General features: G+C 35.9%; 14 protein-coding genes. 11 read left to right on the top strand and 3 right to left on the bottom strand.

All coding sequences use genetic code 11. The features are described 5' to 3' along the window. Window positions 1–39: 39 nt before the first annotated feature. The 11 genes from ND855_RS00585 to ND855_RS00535 all read left to right on the top strand — a co-directional run bounded on the left by ND855_RS00585 (window position 40) and on the right by ND855_RS00535 (window position 11,205). The gene (locus ND855_RS00585; protein WP_407658685.1) at window positions 40–522 is read left to right on the top strand and encodes an RNA polymerase sigma factor; all 483 of its coding nucleotides are present in this window, start codon (window positions 40–42) and stop codon (window positions 520–522) included. Further along, the gene (locus tag ND855_RS00580; protein WP_265356726.1) at window positions 506–862 is read left to right on the top strand and encodes a hypothetical protein; all 357 of its coding nucleotides are present in this window, start codon (window positions 506–508) and stop codon (window positions 860–862) included. The genes ND855_RS00585 and ND855_RS00580 overlap by 17 nt, the downstream gene beginning before the upstream one ends. 6 nt (window positions 863–868) lie before the next feature. Beyond that, complete coding sequence (locus ND855_RS00575; RefSeq protein ID WP_265356725.1) at window positions 869–1,249, top strand: hypothetical protein; 381 nt, start codon at window positions 869–871, stop codon at window positions 1,247–1,249. A gap of 71 nt (window positions 1,250–1,320) precedes the next feature. Beyond that, on the top strand, window positions 1,321–1,995 hold the full coding sequence (locus tag ND855_RS00570; RefSeq protein WP_015676633.1) for a response regulator: 675 nt from the start codon (window positions 1,321–1,323) through the stop codon (window positions 1,993–1,995). After that, window positions 1,988–3,352, top strand: coding sequence for a HAMP domain-containing sensor histidine kinase (locus tag ND855_RS00565; RefSeq protein ID WP_265356724.1), 1,365 nt, complete (start codon window positions 1,988–1,990; stop codon window positions 3,350–3,352). The genes ND855_RS00570 and ND855_RS00565 overlap by 8 nt, the downstream gene beginning before the upstream one ends. A 51-nt stretch (window positions 3,353–3,403) precedes the next feature. Next, on the top strand, window positions 3,404–4,558 hold the full coding sequence (argJ, locus tag ND855_RS00560) for a bifunctional glutamate N-acetyltransferase/amino-acid acetyltransferase ArgJ (RefSeq protein WP_265356723.1): 1,155 nt from the start codon (window positions 3,404–3,406) through the stop codon (window positions 4,556–4,558). Next, window positions 4,555–5,823, top strand: coding sequence for a hypothetical protein (locus ND855_RS00555; protein ID WP_265356722.1), 1,269 nt, complete (start codon window positions 4,555–4,557; stop codon window positions 5,821–5,823). Before argJ ends, ND855_RS00555 begins: the two co-directional genes overlap by 4 nt. Continuing rightward, a complete protein-coding gene (locus ND855_RS00550; protein WP_265356721.1) occupies window positions 5,820–8,189 on the top strand; it encodes a PP2C family protein-serine/threonine phosphatase in 2,370 nt (789 codons plus the stop codon). The genes ND855_RS00555 and ND855_RS00550 overlap by 4 nt, the downstream gene beginning before the upstream one ends. 18 nt (window positions 8,190–8,207) lie before the next feature. Further along, a complete protein-coding gene (locus ND855_RS00545) occupies window positions 8,208–9,086 on the top strand; it encodes a M50 family metallopeptidase (protein WP_291874707.1) in 879 nt (292 codons plus the stop codon). A 57-nt stretch (window positions 9,087–9,143) separates the two neighbouring features. Continuing rightward, a complete protein-coding gene (locus ND855_RS00540) occupies window positions 9,144–10,076 on the top strand; it encodes a UDP-glucuronic acid decarboxylase family protein (RefSeq protein ID WP_108960553.1) in 933 nt (310 codons plus the stop codon). 1 nt (window position 10,077) lies between these two features. Beyond that, window positions 10,078–11,205: a Re/Si-specific NAD(P)(+) transhydrogenase subunit alpha gene (locus tag ND855_RS00535; protein WP_265356720.1), complete on the top strand. Its 1,128-nt coding sequence runs from the start codon at window positions 10,078–10,080 to the stop codon at window positions 11,203–11,205. Between the two features lie 133 nt (window positions 11,206–11,338). Here ND855_RS00535 and ND855_RS00530 read toward each other — a convergent pair whose 3' ends face one another. Genes ND855_RS00530 through hisS form a run of 3 tightly spaced genes read right to left on the bottom strand, consistent with a single transcriptional unit; the run spans window position 11,339 to window position 14,096 of the window. Then, window positions 11,339–12,256 carry a lysophospholipid acyltransferase family protein gene (locus ND855_RS00530; protein ID WP_265356719.1) on the bottom strand — a complete coding sequence of 306 codons (918 nt, stop codon included), beginning with the start codon at window positions 12,254–12,256 and terminating at the stop codon, window positions 11,339–11,341. Continuing rightward, a complete protein-coding gene (locus ND855_RS00525) occupies window positions 12,253–12,786 on the bottom strand; it encodes a phosphatase PAP2 family protein (protein WP_265356718.1) in 534 nt (177 codons plus the stop codon). Before ND855_RS00525 ends, ND855_RS00530 begins: the two co-directional genes overlap by 4 nt. Beyond that, entirely contained in the window at window positions 12,783–14,096 is a 1,314-nt protein-coding gene (gene hisS, locus ND855_RS00520; protein ID WP_265356717.1) for a histidine--tRNA ligase, read from the bottom strand. The genes ND855_RS00525 and hisS overlap by 4 nt, the downstream gene beginning before the upstream one ends. Window positions 14,097–14,098: the final 2 nt, after the last annotated feature.

Genomic DNA, 14,098 nt, shown 5'->3' with positions numbered 1-14,098 from the left:
CTCGTTTTACGTGGAGATGTTTCTCAATTTGAAGTACTGATGAAACGTTACCAAGGGATGGTATTTTCCCAAGCACGCAAAGCTTTTTTATCGGAAGAAGAAGCAGAAGATTTTACCCAAGAAGTTTTTCTCAAAGCCTATGAATCCTTAAGCCAATTCCGTGGAGAAGCTCAATTTTCTACATGGTTATTTCAAATTGCGAAATTTCGCTTAACAAAAGTTAATAAAAAGAAATCTCATCTCATCACAGATTGGACAGAAGAAGTTTCGAGTCTTGCAGACAAATCAAAACCTTCTGTTGCCGAAATTTTGGACAAAGAAGAAACTCATCATACATTACATTCCCTCATTGCAAAACTCCCAAAATCATACCAACTGCCGATCCATTTGCATTATTTTGAAAACAAACCTTTAAAGGAAATTGCTAACGATCTCAATATCAAACTGAATACAATTAAAAGCCATATCTCGCGGGGTAAGGAACTTTTAAGGAAATGGTGGTCTCATGAAATCGAAGGATAAAAAGATTATTTTTCCTGACGAAATTTTCTCTGAGCCAGATCCATTTCTAAAACACATGGAAGTTCAGTCCATCATTAGGGTCAGAGTGTTAAGCCAAATTTTGCCTCTTAAGTTTTTATTCTCTTCTCTCTTTGTTTCCTTTTTATTATTACTCATTCCCTTTGGAACGATGCTTTTTTCCATCCAACAAGATGAAAGTTCCATTTATTTACTCCCTCTCCTCATCAGCTCAAGTTTGTTTTTTTGTTTTTATTCCTTAGTGCTTGGCTTTTTACTCCTCAACACAAGAATTCCTTTTCTGAATGCATGGAAAGAGAAACTTGGATTTGAAGAGGTTTAAACGTTTGTGAAAGGTCTTTTAATTTCCTTCTTATTTTTATTCGTATCCGCATTGTCTGCAGAACCACTCCCATCGGCAGAAGAATTTTTGAATATGGACCTAGACAAGTCGATCCGATTAGTGGAATCTCTTTCCAAAGAAGAGGCAAAGGTTCTAGTCTCCGAGCTACGGTTGGAAGTGAAAAAATCCTACCCGAAGGCAGATCATTTTTACTTTCTCATTTCGCATTTAGAAGAAATCCAAGCGATCGAAAAAGAACAAGCACGACTTAAATCATTACTCTGGGTGTACGTACTGGCTTTCTTTTTGTTCACTGGATTTTTAGGGTTGATCCTACTCCGCCAACGAAAAGCAATCCGAGACATCAATCAAATGCTTGGCAAATGATCAGGAATCGATTTTTTGTCATCATTTTGTATTCTTTTTGTAATGAATCCCTGTTATTTTAAAGGCAATTCATGAAAATATTGATTGTAGATGACGAAGAAGACATTGCCGGTCTTATCCAATTTCATTTGGAAGAAGAAGGTTTCCAAACAGAAGTCTGCCATAATGGAATGGAAGTCCTCCCACGTTTAGAAAAAAATCTCCCTGATGGCATTATCTTAGATTTAATGTTACCTGGTATTGGTGGTATGGATCTATGCAAAAGGATCAAAGAAAAGTACCCACAAATCCCGATCCTAATGGTCACTGCCAAAACAGGCGAAACCGATGTGGTACTCGGACTTGAGTTAGGTGCAGATGATTATATCCGTAAACCTTTTAATATCAGGGAACTTGTTGCACGAGTACGAACTGTTACAAGAAGGACAACAGATCCAAACCAAGAAGTACAGGGAACCATAACCACTGGAAAAATCCAAATCAATCCAACTGCTCACAAAGTTTTTGTTGAAGGAACTGAGATTGACCTAACATTAATTGAGTTTAAGTTATTACAGCTGTTTGCTGGAAATCCAGGAGTTGCCTTTTCCAGAGACAAACTTTTGGATCGAATTTGGGGCAAAGACGTTTTTGTCACTGACCGTACTGTAGATGTGAATATCAAACGACTAAGAGATAAATTACTCTCCGAAAAAGAACGACTCGAAACGATCCGCGGAGTCGGTTATCGATTCCGAGATGCGTAGTTTTTTTTCAACACTTCTCCTTCTCAATTGGGGTCTCTTACTTGTACTTTTGACCCTAGCATTGGGTGTATTTTATATTTATGATTTAGTTGTTCCAGCCGTAAGACCACTTATTCTTTTTGGTTTTGTACTCATTGCCATATTTGGGACATTTTATATTTCAACAAACATTGCAATGCGAATCACAGATCCTCTTGCAACGGTTGAGAAAAAAACAAAAGAAATCAATGCGGGTGATTTTGGTGTTGAATTGTCATCACCTGACATTCGTGAATTGGCAACTCTTGCATCATCTATCAATGAAATGGCAAGGCGACTTAAAGTTCAATTTTTAGATCTTACCGTTGAAAAGGAAAAATTTAATTACCTACTTCAAAATTTAAAAGAGGGTGTTTTTGCAATTGATAGAAATCATAAATTTCTATTTTTGAATCGAAATATTGCCGAAACCTTAATTGAAAAAAATTCACAATTCAAAGAATTTGTACCTTCAATTAAAAACAAAGAACTACTCAGTTTTATCACCGACAAAATCAAATCTGGAAAAGAAGGAAAAACAGAATTCCAGGATGGAATTCATTTTTATACAGCAAGAATTTATCCAATTAAATCAGATGCGATGGTTCAATTATATATTGGAGTGATTTCTGATATAACAGAAGACAGACAAAACCAGTTGATAAGAGAACAATTCTTCCAAAACGCATCCCATGAATTAAAAACCCCAATTACATCTATTAAAGGTTATGCGGAGACTTTAGAATATAAACTAAAACTACCACCTGATTCAAATGAACGAAAATTTTTGGATGCCATTCTTCGTAACACAGATCGGCTCATACGCATTGTAGAAGATATGTTAACGGTTTCAAGATTAGAAAACCACAAAACAGTTTTAAATCTGACTGATGTTTCCATTTTAGAATTGGTCAAAAATGTTTCAGAATCTCTTGGTGTGATTTATTCTCAGAAAAAACAAAACCTGGTTCTCGACATTCCATTTGACCTAAAGGTTCGAGCGGATCGATTGTTATTGGAAGATTTACTCGTAAATTTGATATCAAACGCTTCTGCTTATAGTCCAGAAGGTTCCAGTGTCATTGTCAAAGCATCCACCACAGAGGAACAAAATTTGATCCAAGTCATCGACCAAGGCATTGGCATTTCTTCTGAAGATGCAGAAAGGATCTTTGAACGTTTTTTCAGAGTAGATACCAACCGATCGAGAAAAGAGGGTGGGACTGGGCTTGGGCTTTCCATTGTAAAACACATTGCAAGGTTACATTCTGGTGAGGTTTCTGTTTCTCCCAATCCGAAAGGTGGCTCCATTTTCTCCTTTGTTTTTCCTAAAAAATAGATTCTCGTAAGAGAAGTCCCCGGATAGAATATTGGTATCCGGTAGGTAATTATGAAGTATCCTTTGGGATTTTACTCCTTTGGCAAAAATATTGGAATCAAAGATACAAGTTTAGATTTTGCTGTGATTTATTCTGAAGTTCGTTGCCATGCGGCAGCGGTATTCACAAGGAATAATTTTCCTGGAGCTCCCATTTATGTTGGCCGTGATCATATCAAAGATGGTTACTTACAAGCCATTGTCATCAATTCCAAAAATTCCAATGTCGCAACTGGAGAGAAAGGGATAAAGGATTCGTATCAAATTTGTGAAACCTTAGCCAAATCATTAGGGATAACCAAAGAAGATATTTTACCATCTTCCACGGGAGTGATTGGTGTTCCTCTACCCATCGAAAAAATCTTAACCGCTTGCACAACTGCCAAAGAAAACTTAAAACCTGGAAATTTAGATGAAGTAGCTGAAGCAATAATGACAACAGATACCAAGAAAAAAATATCCTACCGAACATATTCGCATAACGGAAATGAGGGTGTGATGTACGGAATTGCAAAAGGTGCCGGTATGATCGAACCAAACATGGCGACGATGTTATCCTACATCCTTTGTGATTTTTTACCTGAATCAAAAGATTTAAATGGAATTTTAAAACGTGTTGTGGACCAAACTTACAATTGTATCACAATTGATTCTGATACATCCACAAGTGATACCGTTGTATTGATGTGTTCTGGTAAACTAGGAAACATCCCAGATCAGGATTTTGAATCTATGTTAAAAGACATAGCAACAGAACTTTCCAAAAAAATTGCTAGAGATGGTGAAGGTGCGAGTAAATTAATAGAACTGACTGTTAAAAATGGAAGAGATGATCTCCAAGTAACAAAAATTGGAAAATCAATTTTAAACTCACCTCTCGTCAAAACTGCCATATATGGTGGGGATCCAAACTGGGGACGTTTCATCATGGCAATTGGTAAAGTTTTTGACGAACCAATTCCATATGATCACTTAGAAATCCAATTGGGTGGGATTTCCGTAAAAGGTGCAAACAATGAGACCAAATCAAAGTTAGCCGAGTATTTAAAATCGAATGAAGAAATTTTCATTACGGTTGATCTCAATACAGGTAACTTTCAAAAAACTTTTTGGAGTTGCGACTTTACTGAAGGATACATCCAAGAAAATGCCTATTACACAACATGAGTTTAGCTAAGTTAAAAAATTCATTGAAATTTTTTTTACCGTCAAGTTACCAATTAAAACTTTCGGTTACAAACTTATTCACTCGTACTGTTTTCATTTTATTAGTTTATGTTTCGTATTTTATTATTTTAGTACAAATACCTGAATCCATGTCTTATCGATTAGAATTAGCACTGCTATTGACAAGCGCTTTTGCTCTCATTTTATATCTGCCTTTAATTGAACGATTAGCAAGGTATATGCGAACAAAGTTTTTGTCTGAATATTTGACAGAAGACGCAGAGTCATATCGCCAAGCTATCAAACGATTTAATTTCGATGCATTGATCAAAAATGTTTTTCCCGATATGGTGAAAATTACAGGCAGTCAATCGGGTACGATGGCGGTTTTGACCCAAAATGGAACTTTTGCCTTTCACTCGTATTTTCGCGGAAGGCAAAAAAAATTAAGCCCCACAAAAGACATTTTAGTAAAAGCGAGTTTTCAATCGTTTTTATTAGCGAATCGTAATGGGGCATCGGTCGCCAATACATTCTCAAATGAAAACATTAACAATGACTTCATGGAACTACATGCCAATTATATTTATCCCTTTATCTTTCGAGAAAAATTATTTGGATTCATTGCAGTATCTAATATTCCCAATTCGGACGCAAGCCACAGTTTGTCGTTATTAGCTGGTCAATCTGCACTCACAATCCATAATCATATCCTCTCTTATCACATCTCTGAAAATAAAAAATACCAAAAAGAAGCTGAGTATGCTGTACGTGTACAAAATTTATTAGAAACAGGGACAATTCCAAATATTCTTGGTTGGGAAATTACACCGTTCAAACGAACCAATCGAAACTTAATCGAATTTTTCCAAGTAGAAGATGGGAGTTGGTTTTTTGTCATATTAAATGCAGGAAAATCCTACCAACACATTGGTATTATTCTTTCTTATATTTTAGGAGTTGTATACTCACAATCCAGATTAAAATTATTGAAGGGTTTTTCTGATATTAAAACACTAATCCAGTCCACCTTTCAAAAGTTAGATTGGAAAGAAAATTACGAAATGATCATTGGTAAAATTGGTTATTCTGAACTTTATATTATCCAAGAAGGAAAACAATTTAAGATTATTCGAAATTCTGAAGAAGTTGTGGCGAGTATGGGTTGGAAAAACATGATTAGCATGGACAAAGGTCCCATCATTATACAACAACGCGGAGAACCTGTATTAAAGTTTAATTTTAAAGAGTTGGAAGTCCAATGAGAGAACTGGCAATCACAATCCTCTCTTCTTTACTATTTTTCCTAATCCTATTTTTTTCGTTTATTGGAATTCAAAATAGCTCCAAAAAACTTCCCTTTTATTATTACCCTTCAGGTTTAATTGTTAATATTGGTGAAGAAAATAAAACCCATTGGGGAAATTCAATTGTAACTTCTGATTTGGAAAAGTTTGAATCCATTAGTGATTTTTCTAGTATAGATTCCTATAAGTTAAAACTTAAAAACTCAAATGGAGAAATTTACGAAGAAGAATTTAAATTAAAGAATATTCGCAAAACAGATGTTTTGGGCGTATTTTTTTCTGATTTATTTTTAGCGTTTTTTAGCCTAGCAATTGCTGTATATTTTTACTATTCAACAAGAGATGCATTAATATTTGGATTTTTCTTTAATTTTGGAATAATCATTTTATCTAATGTTTTTGTACTCGCTTTCAAAAATTCCATTTTTTTATTCATTTTAACATTATATTTAGGAAGTTTTTTGCAATACCATTTGATCTATCGCCTTCGAGGAAAGGAAATTAATTCAAAATGGTTATTACCTCAAGTTTTGATATCTTTCATTATGGCAATGATTGCATCACAAGAAAAGTATGACTTAATTCTGATTGAACGAATCGGAATTGTTGCGCATGCAATTACAGTTTTGTTTGGATCGATTAATATCATTGCAAATGTCGTTGAGTTAATACGATCAAAACCTCAAGAAGAAGCACTTCTGAAACGTTTGGTTTTGGTATTTTCTATTGTCATCTATGTGGCCTTACCTACGAGTATTTTGTTTTTTGATGGTTTTCCTTGGTTTTATGTTCACCGATCTTTATTTATATTTACGTACTTATTATTTATACTCAGTTTTTTCTATGGGACATACCGTTATACTTTTGTTCCATCGTTTGTAATCTTTACACCGAGTATTATTACTTTAATTTTAGTTGCTATTATTTTAGGAACCTATGTCGGTTCAATTTTTGTTTTAGATTATCTTTTACCGATACGTTACTTAAGAGACAGATGGGTTTTCAATTTTATATTTTTATTTTTGGTAACTGCGTATTTAATTCCCCTGAAACTGAAAGTGAAGGAACTTTTTGATTATTGGTTTTTTGAGAAAAATCCAATACTCAGTGCCGGTATCAACAAAATCACTGCGTTATTATCTTCTCCATTATCAATGAGGAAAACCATTCTCACGATCAACAAAACTGTTAAGGAAACGGTAAATGTTTCTAATTTAATCATCCTAATCCCAGGTGATCAATTCGCAAATACTGATCTCAGAAATATTGATTTTATGAGAATTTCTCCGCAATCAGAGATTTGGAATTATTTCAAAAGTACTGATCGTGTCACTGTCACCTCACATTTAGAATATGGAATTGGACTTAGAGAAACACTTTATAATTTTCTAAAAGGATTACATGTTCAATTGGCATTTCCAGCTTATGATTCTTCTTCAAACAGAAAAAATATCCAAGCTATGATTTTGATCGGTGAAAAATTAGATAAAAAATATTTTTCCATTGGAGAATTAAAATTCATTAATGAAGTTGTGAAAATTTCGGGAATGTTACTTGAGAACTATAGTTTACTCGAAGATGAAATTCAAAAACGTAAAATTGTAAGAGATATCCAAACAGCTTCCATTGTAGACAACACATTACGATTGATTTTACCTAGTGAAGTAAAAGGGATTGATTACGGTTATATATCAAAACCCGCTGTTGGTATTTCTGGAGATTATTTAGACATCATTCCTATTTCTAACACCAAAATGATTGTTTTGTTAGGTGATGTTGCTGGTCATGGACTTGGAACTGGATTTTTAGTGAGTGCTATTAAAGGTATTGTTAGAGAACAACTTAGAAATGGTACTTCGCTGGAAGGTTTATTCCGAGAGATTAATTCCTTTTTTCGTGCGAGATACAAAGGGAATGAATTTATGACCTTACTTGGTGGAATATTCGACTCCACTGAGAATGTATTTAAATATGTAAATGCAGGTCATCTTTCCTTAATTGAAATGCGTGCTGATGGCCAAATCAAATTACATTCTAAAACCCAACGTGTGTTAGGAATTTTAGAAACAGATTACCATGTTCAAGAATTAAAACTTTTACCCGGAACCAAACTATTTTTGTATTCAGATGGGATTACAGAAGCCTTCAGTGAACGGGATGAAATTTTTGGTGAAGACACTCTCATTGATTTTTTGCATTATAATGCAGACAAAACGGTCAAGGAACTTCCCAGTTTGCTCGACCAAAGAATGACACAATTCAGAGGAAATCGGGAACAATCAGACGATATTACATTTATTGGTCTTTCTTTTAGCCCCAACTAGCCGATACTTAAACCGATGATGGCAGAAAAACCCGTTAAGTTTGTCATTTTTTTATCGCTTATCCTTAGTTTAGTCGCGTTTTGGGACCACCAATTCACTTCGTACTTAAAAGAGTTTGTGGTTTTGATTCACGAAATCTGCCATGCGACGGCTGCTCTTTTTAGCGGTGGTGTTGTGAAAGGAATCGCTCTACACGGTAATGAAGGTGGAGAGACCATTGCAGTTCCAGCATCCTTTCGAGGTTCTTTTATCTTAGTCGTATCCGCAGGGTACATAGGCTCTTCCATTGTTGGAGCATTTTTATTACGATTGGGATTCCAAGGCCGACATGCTCGCCAAACAATGATTTTATTTGGTTTGTTTCTGATTTCTGTCAGTGTGTTATATTCAAAATTAGGTGATCTAGCTTATTTTACAGGTATTTTCTGGGGAGTTGGAATTTTAGTTCTAGGGATGTTAGGCGAAACGACATCAATCCTATCCCTCGTTTTTTTAGGTACCAGCATTTCTTTGTATTCTTTATATGATTTATCTGATTTTGCGGAACGACTTGCTGAAACCGATGCTGGAATCCTTGCCTTTTGGATGGCTGGACTTGGACCTGAAGATTTACAAAATGAAGAAATCCCAACAGTCGTTTTGATTTTGGGATATTTGATCGCAACACTTTGGTCATTATTAAGCATTGGGATCATTTTTATGTCTCTCCGAACATCTCTTTCTCATGATGAAGTCCACCATTCTCCAGATCCTGTGGAACAATTTGAACGTTTCCCTGGGGAACTCTCACCAGAAGCCAAACTCTGGTTGGAAAAAAGAGGGGTTGATCCGGAAAGTGGGATCGTTTTACCTCCAAATTTCTTCTTAGACCCTCCATCGAAAGACAACCAAGGTTAGTCCTTATCGCAAATTTTCATTTGCGTAGGACACCGACTTCACAAATATAGAATCTCAATGGCAAAAAGAATTCTCATAACGGGGGGAGCTGGGTTCATCGGGTCTCATTTAGCTGAAAGACTGCTCAATGCTGGAAACAAAATCATCGTTTTAGACAATTTTCACACTGGTAGAAAAGAAAATCTCACTCACCTACTTTCCAATCCTAATTTTGAACTCATCCGTCACGACATCACTGATCCAATCAAATTAGAAGTGGATCAAATTTATAATATGGCTTGTCCTGCATCACCTGTCCATTACCAAAGTAACCCCATCAAAACCGTAAAAACAAACGTTTTAGGTATGATGAATATGTTGGGCCTTGCCAAACGTGTCAAAGCAAGGATCCTACAAGCAAGTACTTCGGAAGTTTATGGTAATCCGCTCGAGCACCCTCAAACGGAATCGTATTGGGGAAATGTGAATACCATCGGAATTCGTAGTTGTTACGATGAAGGGAAACGTGTGGCAGAAACTTTATGTTTTGATTACCACAGACAACATGGGGTTGAAATCCGAGTCATTCGCATTTTTAATACGTATGGCCCGAGAATGATACCCGATGATGGACGTGTTGTTAGTAATTTTATCGTACAAGCGTTACGCGGTGAAGACATCACGATTTATGGTGATGGAAGCCAAACTCGGTCTTTTTGTTTTGTGGATGATCTCGTAAAAGGTATCATCGATATGATGAACGTTGAAAATTTTGTGGGTCCTGTGAATCTAGGTAACGACGGTGAATTTACTGTCAAAGAACTAGCAGAACTAGTGATCAAAGAAACTGGAAGTAAATCAAAAATAATTTACCTTCCACTCCCTCAAGATGATCCAACAAGAAGAAAACCAAACCTAAGTTTGGCGAAAGAAAAACTGAATTATACTACCACCGTTCCACTTGTGGAAGGTGTAAAAAAAACCATCGAATATTTTAGCAAAAGAGTATAAAATGAAAATAGGCGTAATCAAAGAACCATCGTACGAAAACCGAGTTGCAATCACACCAGATGTGATTGATCCATTGAAAAAGTTAGGCTTCAGTGTTTCGATTGAAACTACAGCTGGAGACAGCGCATTTTTCTCAGACCAAGACTACAAAGATGTTGGTGCAACAGTGGAATCGAGAGATTCTATTTTATCTGGCTCCGATATCGTAGTTTCCATTCATGCATTAGATGAAGCGAGTGCTAAAAAGATTGGAAAAGATAAAATGTACATCGCTACATTATCACCATTGGCTTTCCCTAAAAAAGTGAAAGAAATTGCAGCGGCTTCATTCAAAATCTTTTCGATGGATACGATCCCAAGGATTACACGAGCACAATCTATGGATGTTCTCAGTAGCCAAGCAACGGTTTCTGGTTACAAAGCGGTTTTACTTGCTGCGTCTAACTACAGTCGATTTTTTCCAATGTTAACAACTGCTGCTGGTACAATTACACCTGCACGTGTATTAATCCTTGGAGCAGGAGTTGCAGGTTTGCAAGCGATTGCAACCTCACGTCGTTTAGGTGCTGTTGTTGATGTTTTTGATACTCGACCAGAAGTTAAAGAACAGTGTATGTCACTTGGTGCGAAGTTTGTTGAAGTGGAAGGTGCAGCAGATGCATCCAATACTGGTGGTTATGCGGTAGAACAATCGGAAGACTACCAAAGACGCCAAAAAGAAGCAATTGCAAAGTTTGCCGAAAAAGCAGATATCATCATTACTACGGCGCTCATTCCTGGAAAACGTGCACCTCTTCTGATTACAAAAGAGATGGTTGATAAAATGAGACAAGGTTCTGTCATTGTGGATCTTGCAGCAGTAAACGGTGGAAACTGTGAATTAACGGAAAATGATAAAACCATTGTTTACAAAGGGATCACAATCATTGGGAATTCAAATCTCCAAAGTACACAACCAATGGATGCAAGTAAAATGTATGCTAAGAACATTGTGAACTTTCTCAAACTGTTTGTGAACAAAGAAAAACAATTTAATATCAACTTAGAAGATGAAATCATCAATGCATGTATGATTGCTGAAAATGGTTCTATCCGACACAAACCTACACTTGCTCTTTTAGGAGAGTAATCTAATGATAAAGGCCAGAAATATTTCTGGCCTTTTTCTGTTCTTTTTCCTTCAAAAATCGTCTTTTATCGAGATCTAAATTTGGATCGAATGAATCCAAGTTTACAGTTCCAGAAAATTTAAATCAAATAACCTAGTTTGAAGTTGAGTTCGAATCGATCTCTTGAGGTTGGGTTCTCCATCTACGATGTACCCAAAAGTACTGCTCAGGGAATAACTTTACTTCTTCCTCTAAAGTTTTTGTCCAAAGTTCTGTATAATGGCGAATTACATCATCCTTTTTAGGATATAACTTTTTATCAACAAATCCAAGGTCTTTTACTCTTACAATTACCTTACCATTATCACCAGCTAACACAGAATAATATAACATTTTGGCACCAGTGAGGTATGCCATGAGAGCTGGACCTACAAACGTAGAGGCTTGTCGATTCATGAAAGGAACAAATATGCCTGCTTTACCAGCGTTTTGGTCTGCACCAAATCCAATCCAATACCCTTGTTTGAGTAGTTTGATGACTTGTGTGGATTCCTCAACAGGAACTAAAACAACTCCATTTTTTGATCGCATCCGTTTCAGTAAGGTATCTACAAATGGATTTCTTACTTTTTTGTAAATTCCACCACCCTTCATACGGATTCCCAAAAATTGAACTAAAATTTCCCAAGTACCAAAATGTCCGGAAATAAGAATTACACCTACACCCTCTTTTTTGGTATCTTCTTCAATTTTTAAACTGGATTCATCTACTACAAGGTATTTGTCTAACCAAGCGCGCGTCATGCGAGGAGCCCAAAGAGTATGGGCAAGTAAAATTCCCAAATGACGATAATGAGCTTTGACCAGATTTAAAATCTGATCTTCTGTGTATTCAGGGAAAGCGAAACGAATGTTTTCAGCTGCTACCTTTCTATGTTTTTTATCAAATTGATAAATTAAGTTCGTTAAAAATATCCCATAAGAAAGGCACCATTGGTAAGGCAAAATCTTAAAAGGGAAATAAAATGAATAAACTACAATGAATGATAAAAAGTATCCGATGTATTTCATAAAGTTACCAAATATGGCCATAAAAAGAAATGGACTGTTACTGCAATAAGTCCAATCACAAAACCTATGACCCATCCTCCAATAATATCACTAACAAAGTGGTGTAAGGTGATCAAACGTCCCACTCCAGCAAACAAACTAAATAAAAAGAAATAGGGTGTTTCTCGAAACGCAAAAACAAGTATTGTTGCAACAACAATTGAATTAGCACTATGAGCAGACGGAAACGAATGTTTCATATCTGGATTTGAATCCACTTTTCCCATAACACTCACCAGTGGACGTTTTCTGGCGAAATACTTCTTTAATACCAAAACCAATCGATCAGTCATATACGTAAAAACCAAAACAAATGGCAGACTAAGATAAACAGGTTTGTATAGTTCACTTAAAAACATAAGTGGCAGTAAAACCAATGCAAACATCTCTCCTCGATTGATTCGAGATAAAACCCAACTAAGGTTTTTATGATGTAAGTGTTTTTGTATCCAAGTGGATAACTTTAAATCTACACTGCTAATCCAATTCATTTCAAAAGCTCTTCTTTTATCTTTTGAAGTGCTTCCGAGAAACTAAACGTAAATTGGTCTCTAGTTGCCATGTCTTTTAATGTTACGGTTCCAGCCTTGATTTCGTCCTCACCACGGAGCAAAATCCATCTGTATCCTTTTTTTTCAGCATAAGAAAGTTGTTTTCCCATTTTTTGAGAAACTAAGGAAACTTCGACATTGATCTTTTCTTTTCGTAATTGTTTAGCAAAATTATGATTTTCTGCAAACGAGGAATCATCTAACAGCGGAATGTATACAGTTGCATCATTTTTAAAACTAGGCAATAGTTTATGAACTGTTAAAAAGTTCTGTAACGTTACATCCCCCAGCCCAAAACCAATCCCTGTTAACTCTTCATTTGAAAATAACCCAATGAGATTATCATACCTTCCACCACCATACAAGGAACGTTTGTTTTGTGGTGATGAATCGAAGATTTCGAAAATGAATCCTGTATAATAATCAAACCCTCTTACTACAGAAGGATCAAAATGGACAATGTCTTCTAAACCAATCATCTTAATCTCTTGAAACAATCCTTTGATTGCACTCAGAGTTTCTTCTTTAATTCCAGGGATTTGATTGAGTGTCTCCACAGTTGAATTTAAAAACAAATCAATTTTTGAAACAGCAGAGCTATCATTCGGAATGGTTTTGGAAACAAGAGTGATGTATTCGTCTTGCGTGATTTTGTTTTTTTTGTCCAAAATTTTGGAAACTTCATGTGCTTGGTCTGGACTTACTTTTAATCCATCTAACAAAAATTCATCGAGTAATGATCTATGAGAAATGGTAACTTTAAAACTATTTCGAGGAGCACCAAATGCAAAGAGGATGTCACAGGCAAGGGATAATATTTCTAACTCTGCACGACTCGTTGCAACACCAAACATATCAACGTTTAATTGCCAATGTTCCCTGAGTCGTCCATGGCCTGGTTGTTCATAACGCCATAAATTAGGAATGGAAAACCAACGAATTGGCCTTGGTAACTCTCGTAATTTTTTTGCTACCATTCTTGCAACCGTAGGAGTCATTTCTGGTCTTATGGCAACTTCTCGATCACCCTTATCGATAAAGTTATAAATTTGTTTTCCTACAATTTCTTCACCAGTTTTTGCTCGGTATAAATCTAAGGATTCGACCATAGGGCCGTCATACTCTTCATATCCATAAGACCTTACGACGTCTTTCATGACGGAAAAAAGATAATTCCGAAGGCGCATATCCTCAGGATAAAAATCCCGAGTTCCCTTATAATTTTCTGTAGTTAATTTCTGTTCTTTCAATG

It is taken from the genome of Leptospira paudalimensis (assembly GCF_026151345.1).
In the GTDB taxonomy this organism is placed as follows: Bacteria; Spirochaetota; Leptospiria; order Leptospirales; family Leptospiraceae; genus Leptospira_A; species Leptospira_A paudalimensis.
Note: the sequence above shows the minus strand (reverse complement) of the source record. Positions and strands in the feature narration are given on the sequence as shown.

Coding starts and splice junctions, on each gene's coding strand:
- ND855_RS00585 (WP_407658685.1), top strand. CDS start 40: ATGAAACGTTACCAAGGGATGGTATTTTCCCAAGCACGCAAAGCTTTT.
- ND855_RS00535 (WP_265356720.1), top strand. CDS start 10,078: ATGAAAATAGGCGTAATCAAAGAACCATCGTACGAAAACCGAGTTGCA.
- ND855_RS00555 (WP_265356722.1), top strand. CDS start 4,555: ATGAGTTTAGCTAAGTTAAAAAATTCATTGAAATTTTTTTTACCGTCA.
- ND855_RS00530 (WP_265356719.1), bottom strand. CDS start 12,256: ATGAAATACATCGGATACTTTTTATCATTCATTGTAGTTTATTCATTT.
- ND855_RS00565 (WP_265356724.1), top strand. CDS start 1,988: ATGCGTAGTTTTTTTTCAACACTTCTCCTTCTCAATTGGGGTCTCTTA.
- ND855_RS00540 (WP_108960553.1), top strand. CDS start 9,144: ATGGCAAAAAGAATTCTCATAACGGGGGGAGCTGGGTTCATCGGGTCT.
- argJ (WP_265356723.1), top strand. CDS start 3,404: ATGAAGTATCCTTTGGGATTTTACTCCTTTGGCAAAAATATTGGAATC.
- ND855_RS00525 (WP_265356718.1), bottom strand. CDS start 12,786: ATGAATTGGATTAGCAGTGTAGATTTAAAGTTATCCACTTGGATACAA.
- ND855_RS00580 (WP_265356726.1), top strand. CDS start 506: ATGAAATCGAAGGATAAAAAGATTATTTTTCCTGACGAAATTTTCTCT.
- ND855_RS00545 (WP_291874707.1), top strand. CDS start 8,208: ATGGCAGAAAAACCCGTTAAGTTTGTCATTTTTTTATCGCTTATCCTT.
- ND855_RS00570 (WP_015676633.1), top strand. CDS start 1,321: ATGAAAATATTGATTGTAGATGACGAAGAAGACATTGCCGGTCTTATC.
- ND855_RS00550 (WP_265356721.1), top strand. CDS start 5,820: ATGAGAGAACTGGCAATCACAATCCTCTCTTCTTTACTATTTTTCCTA.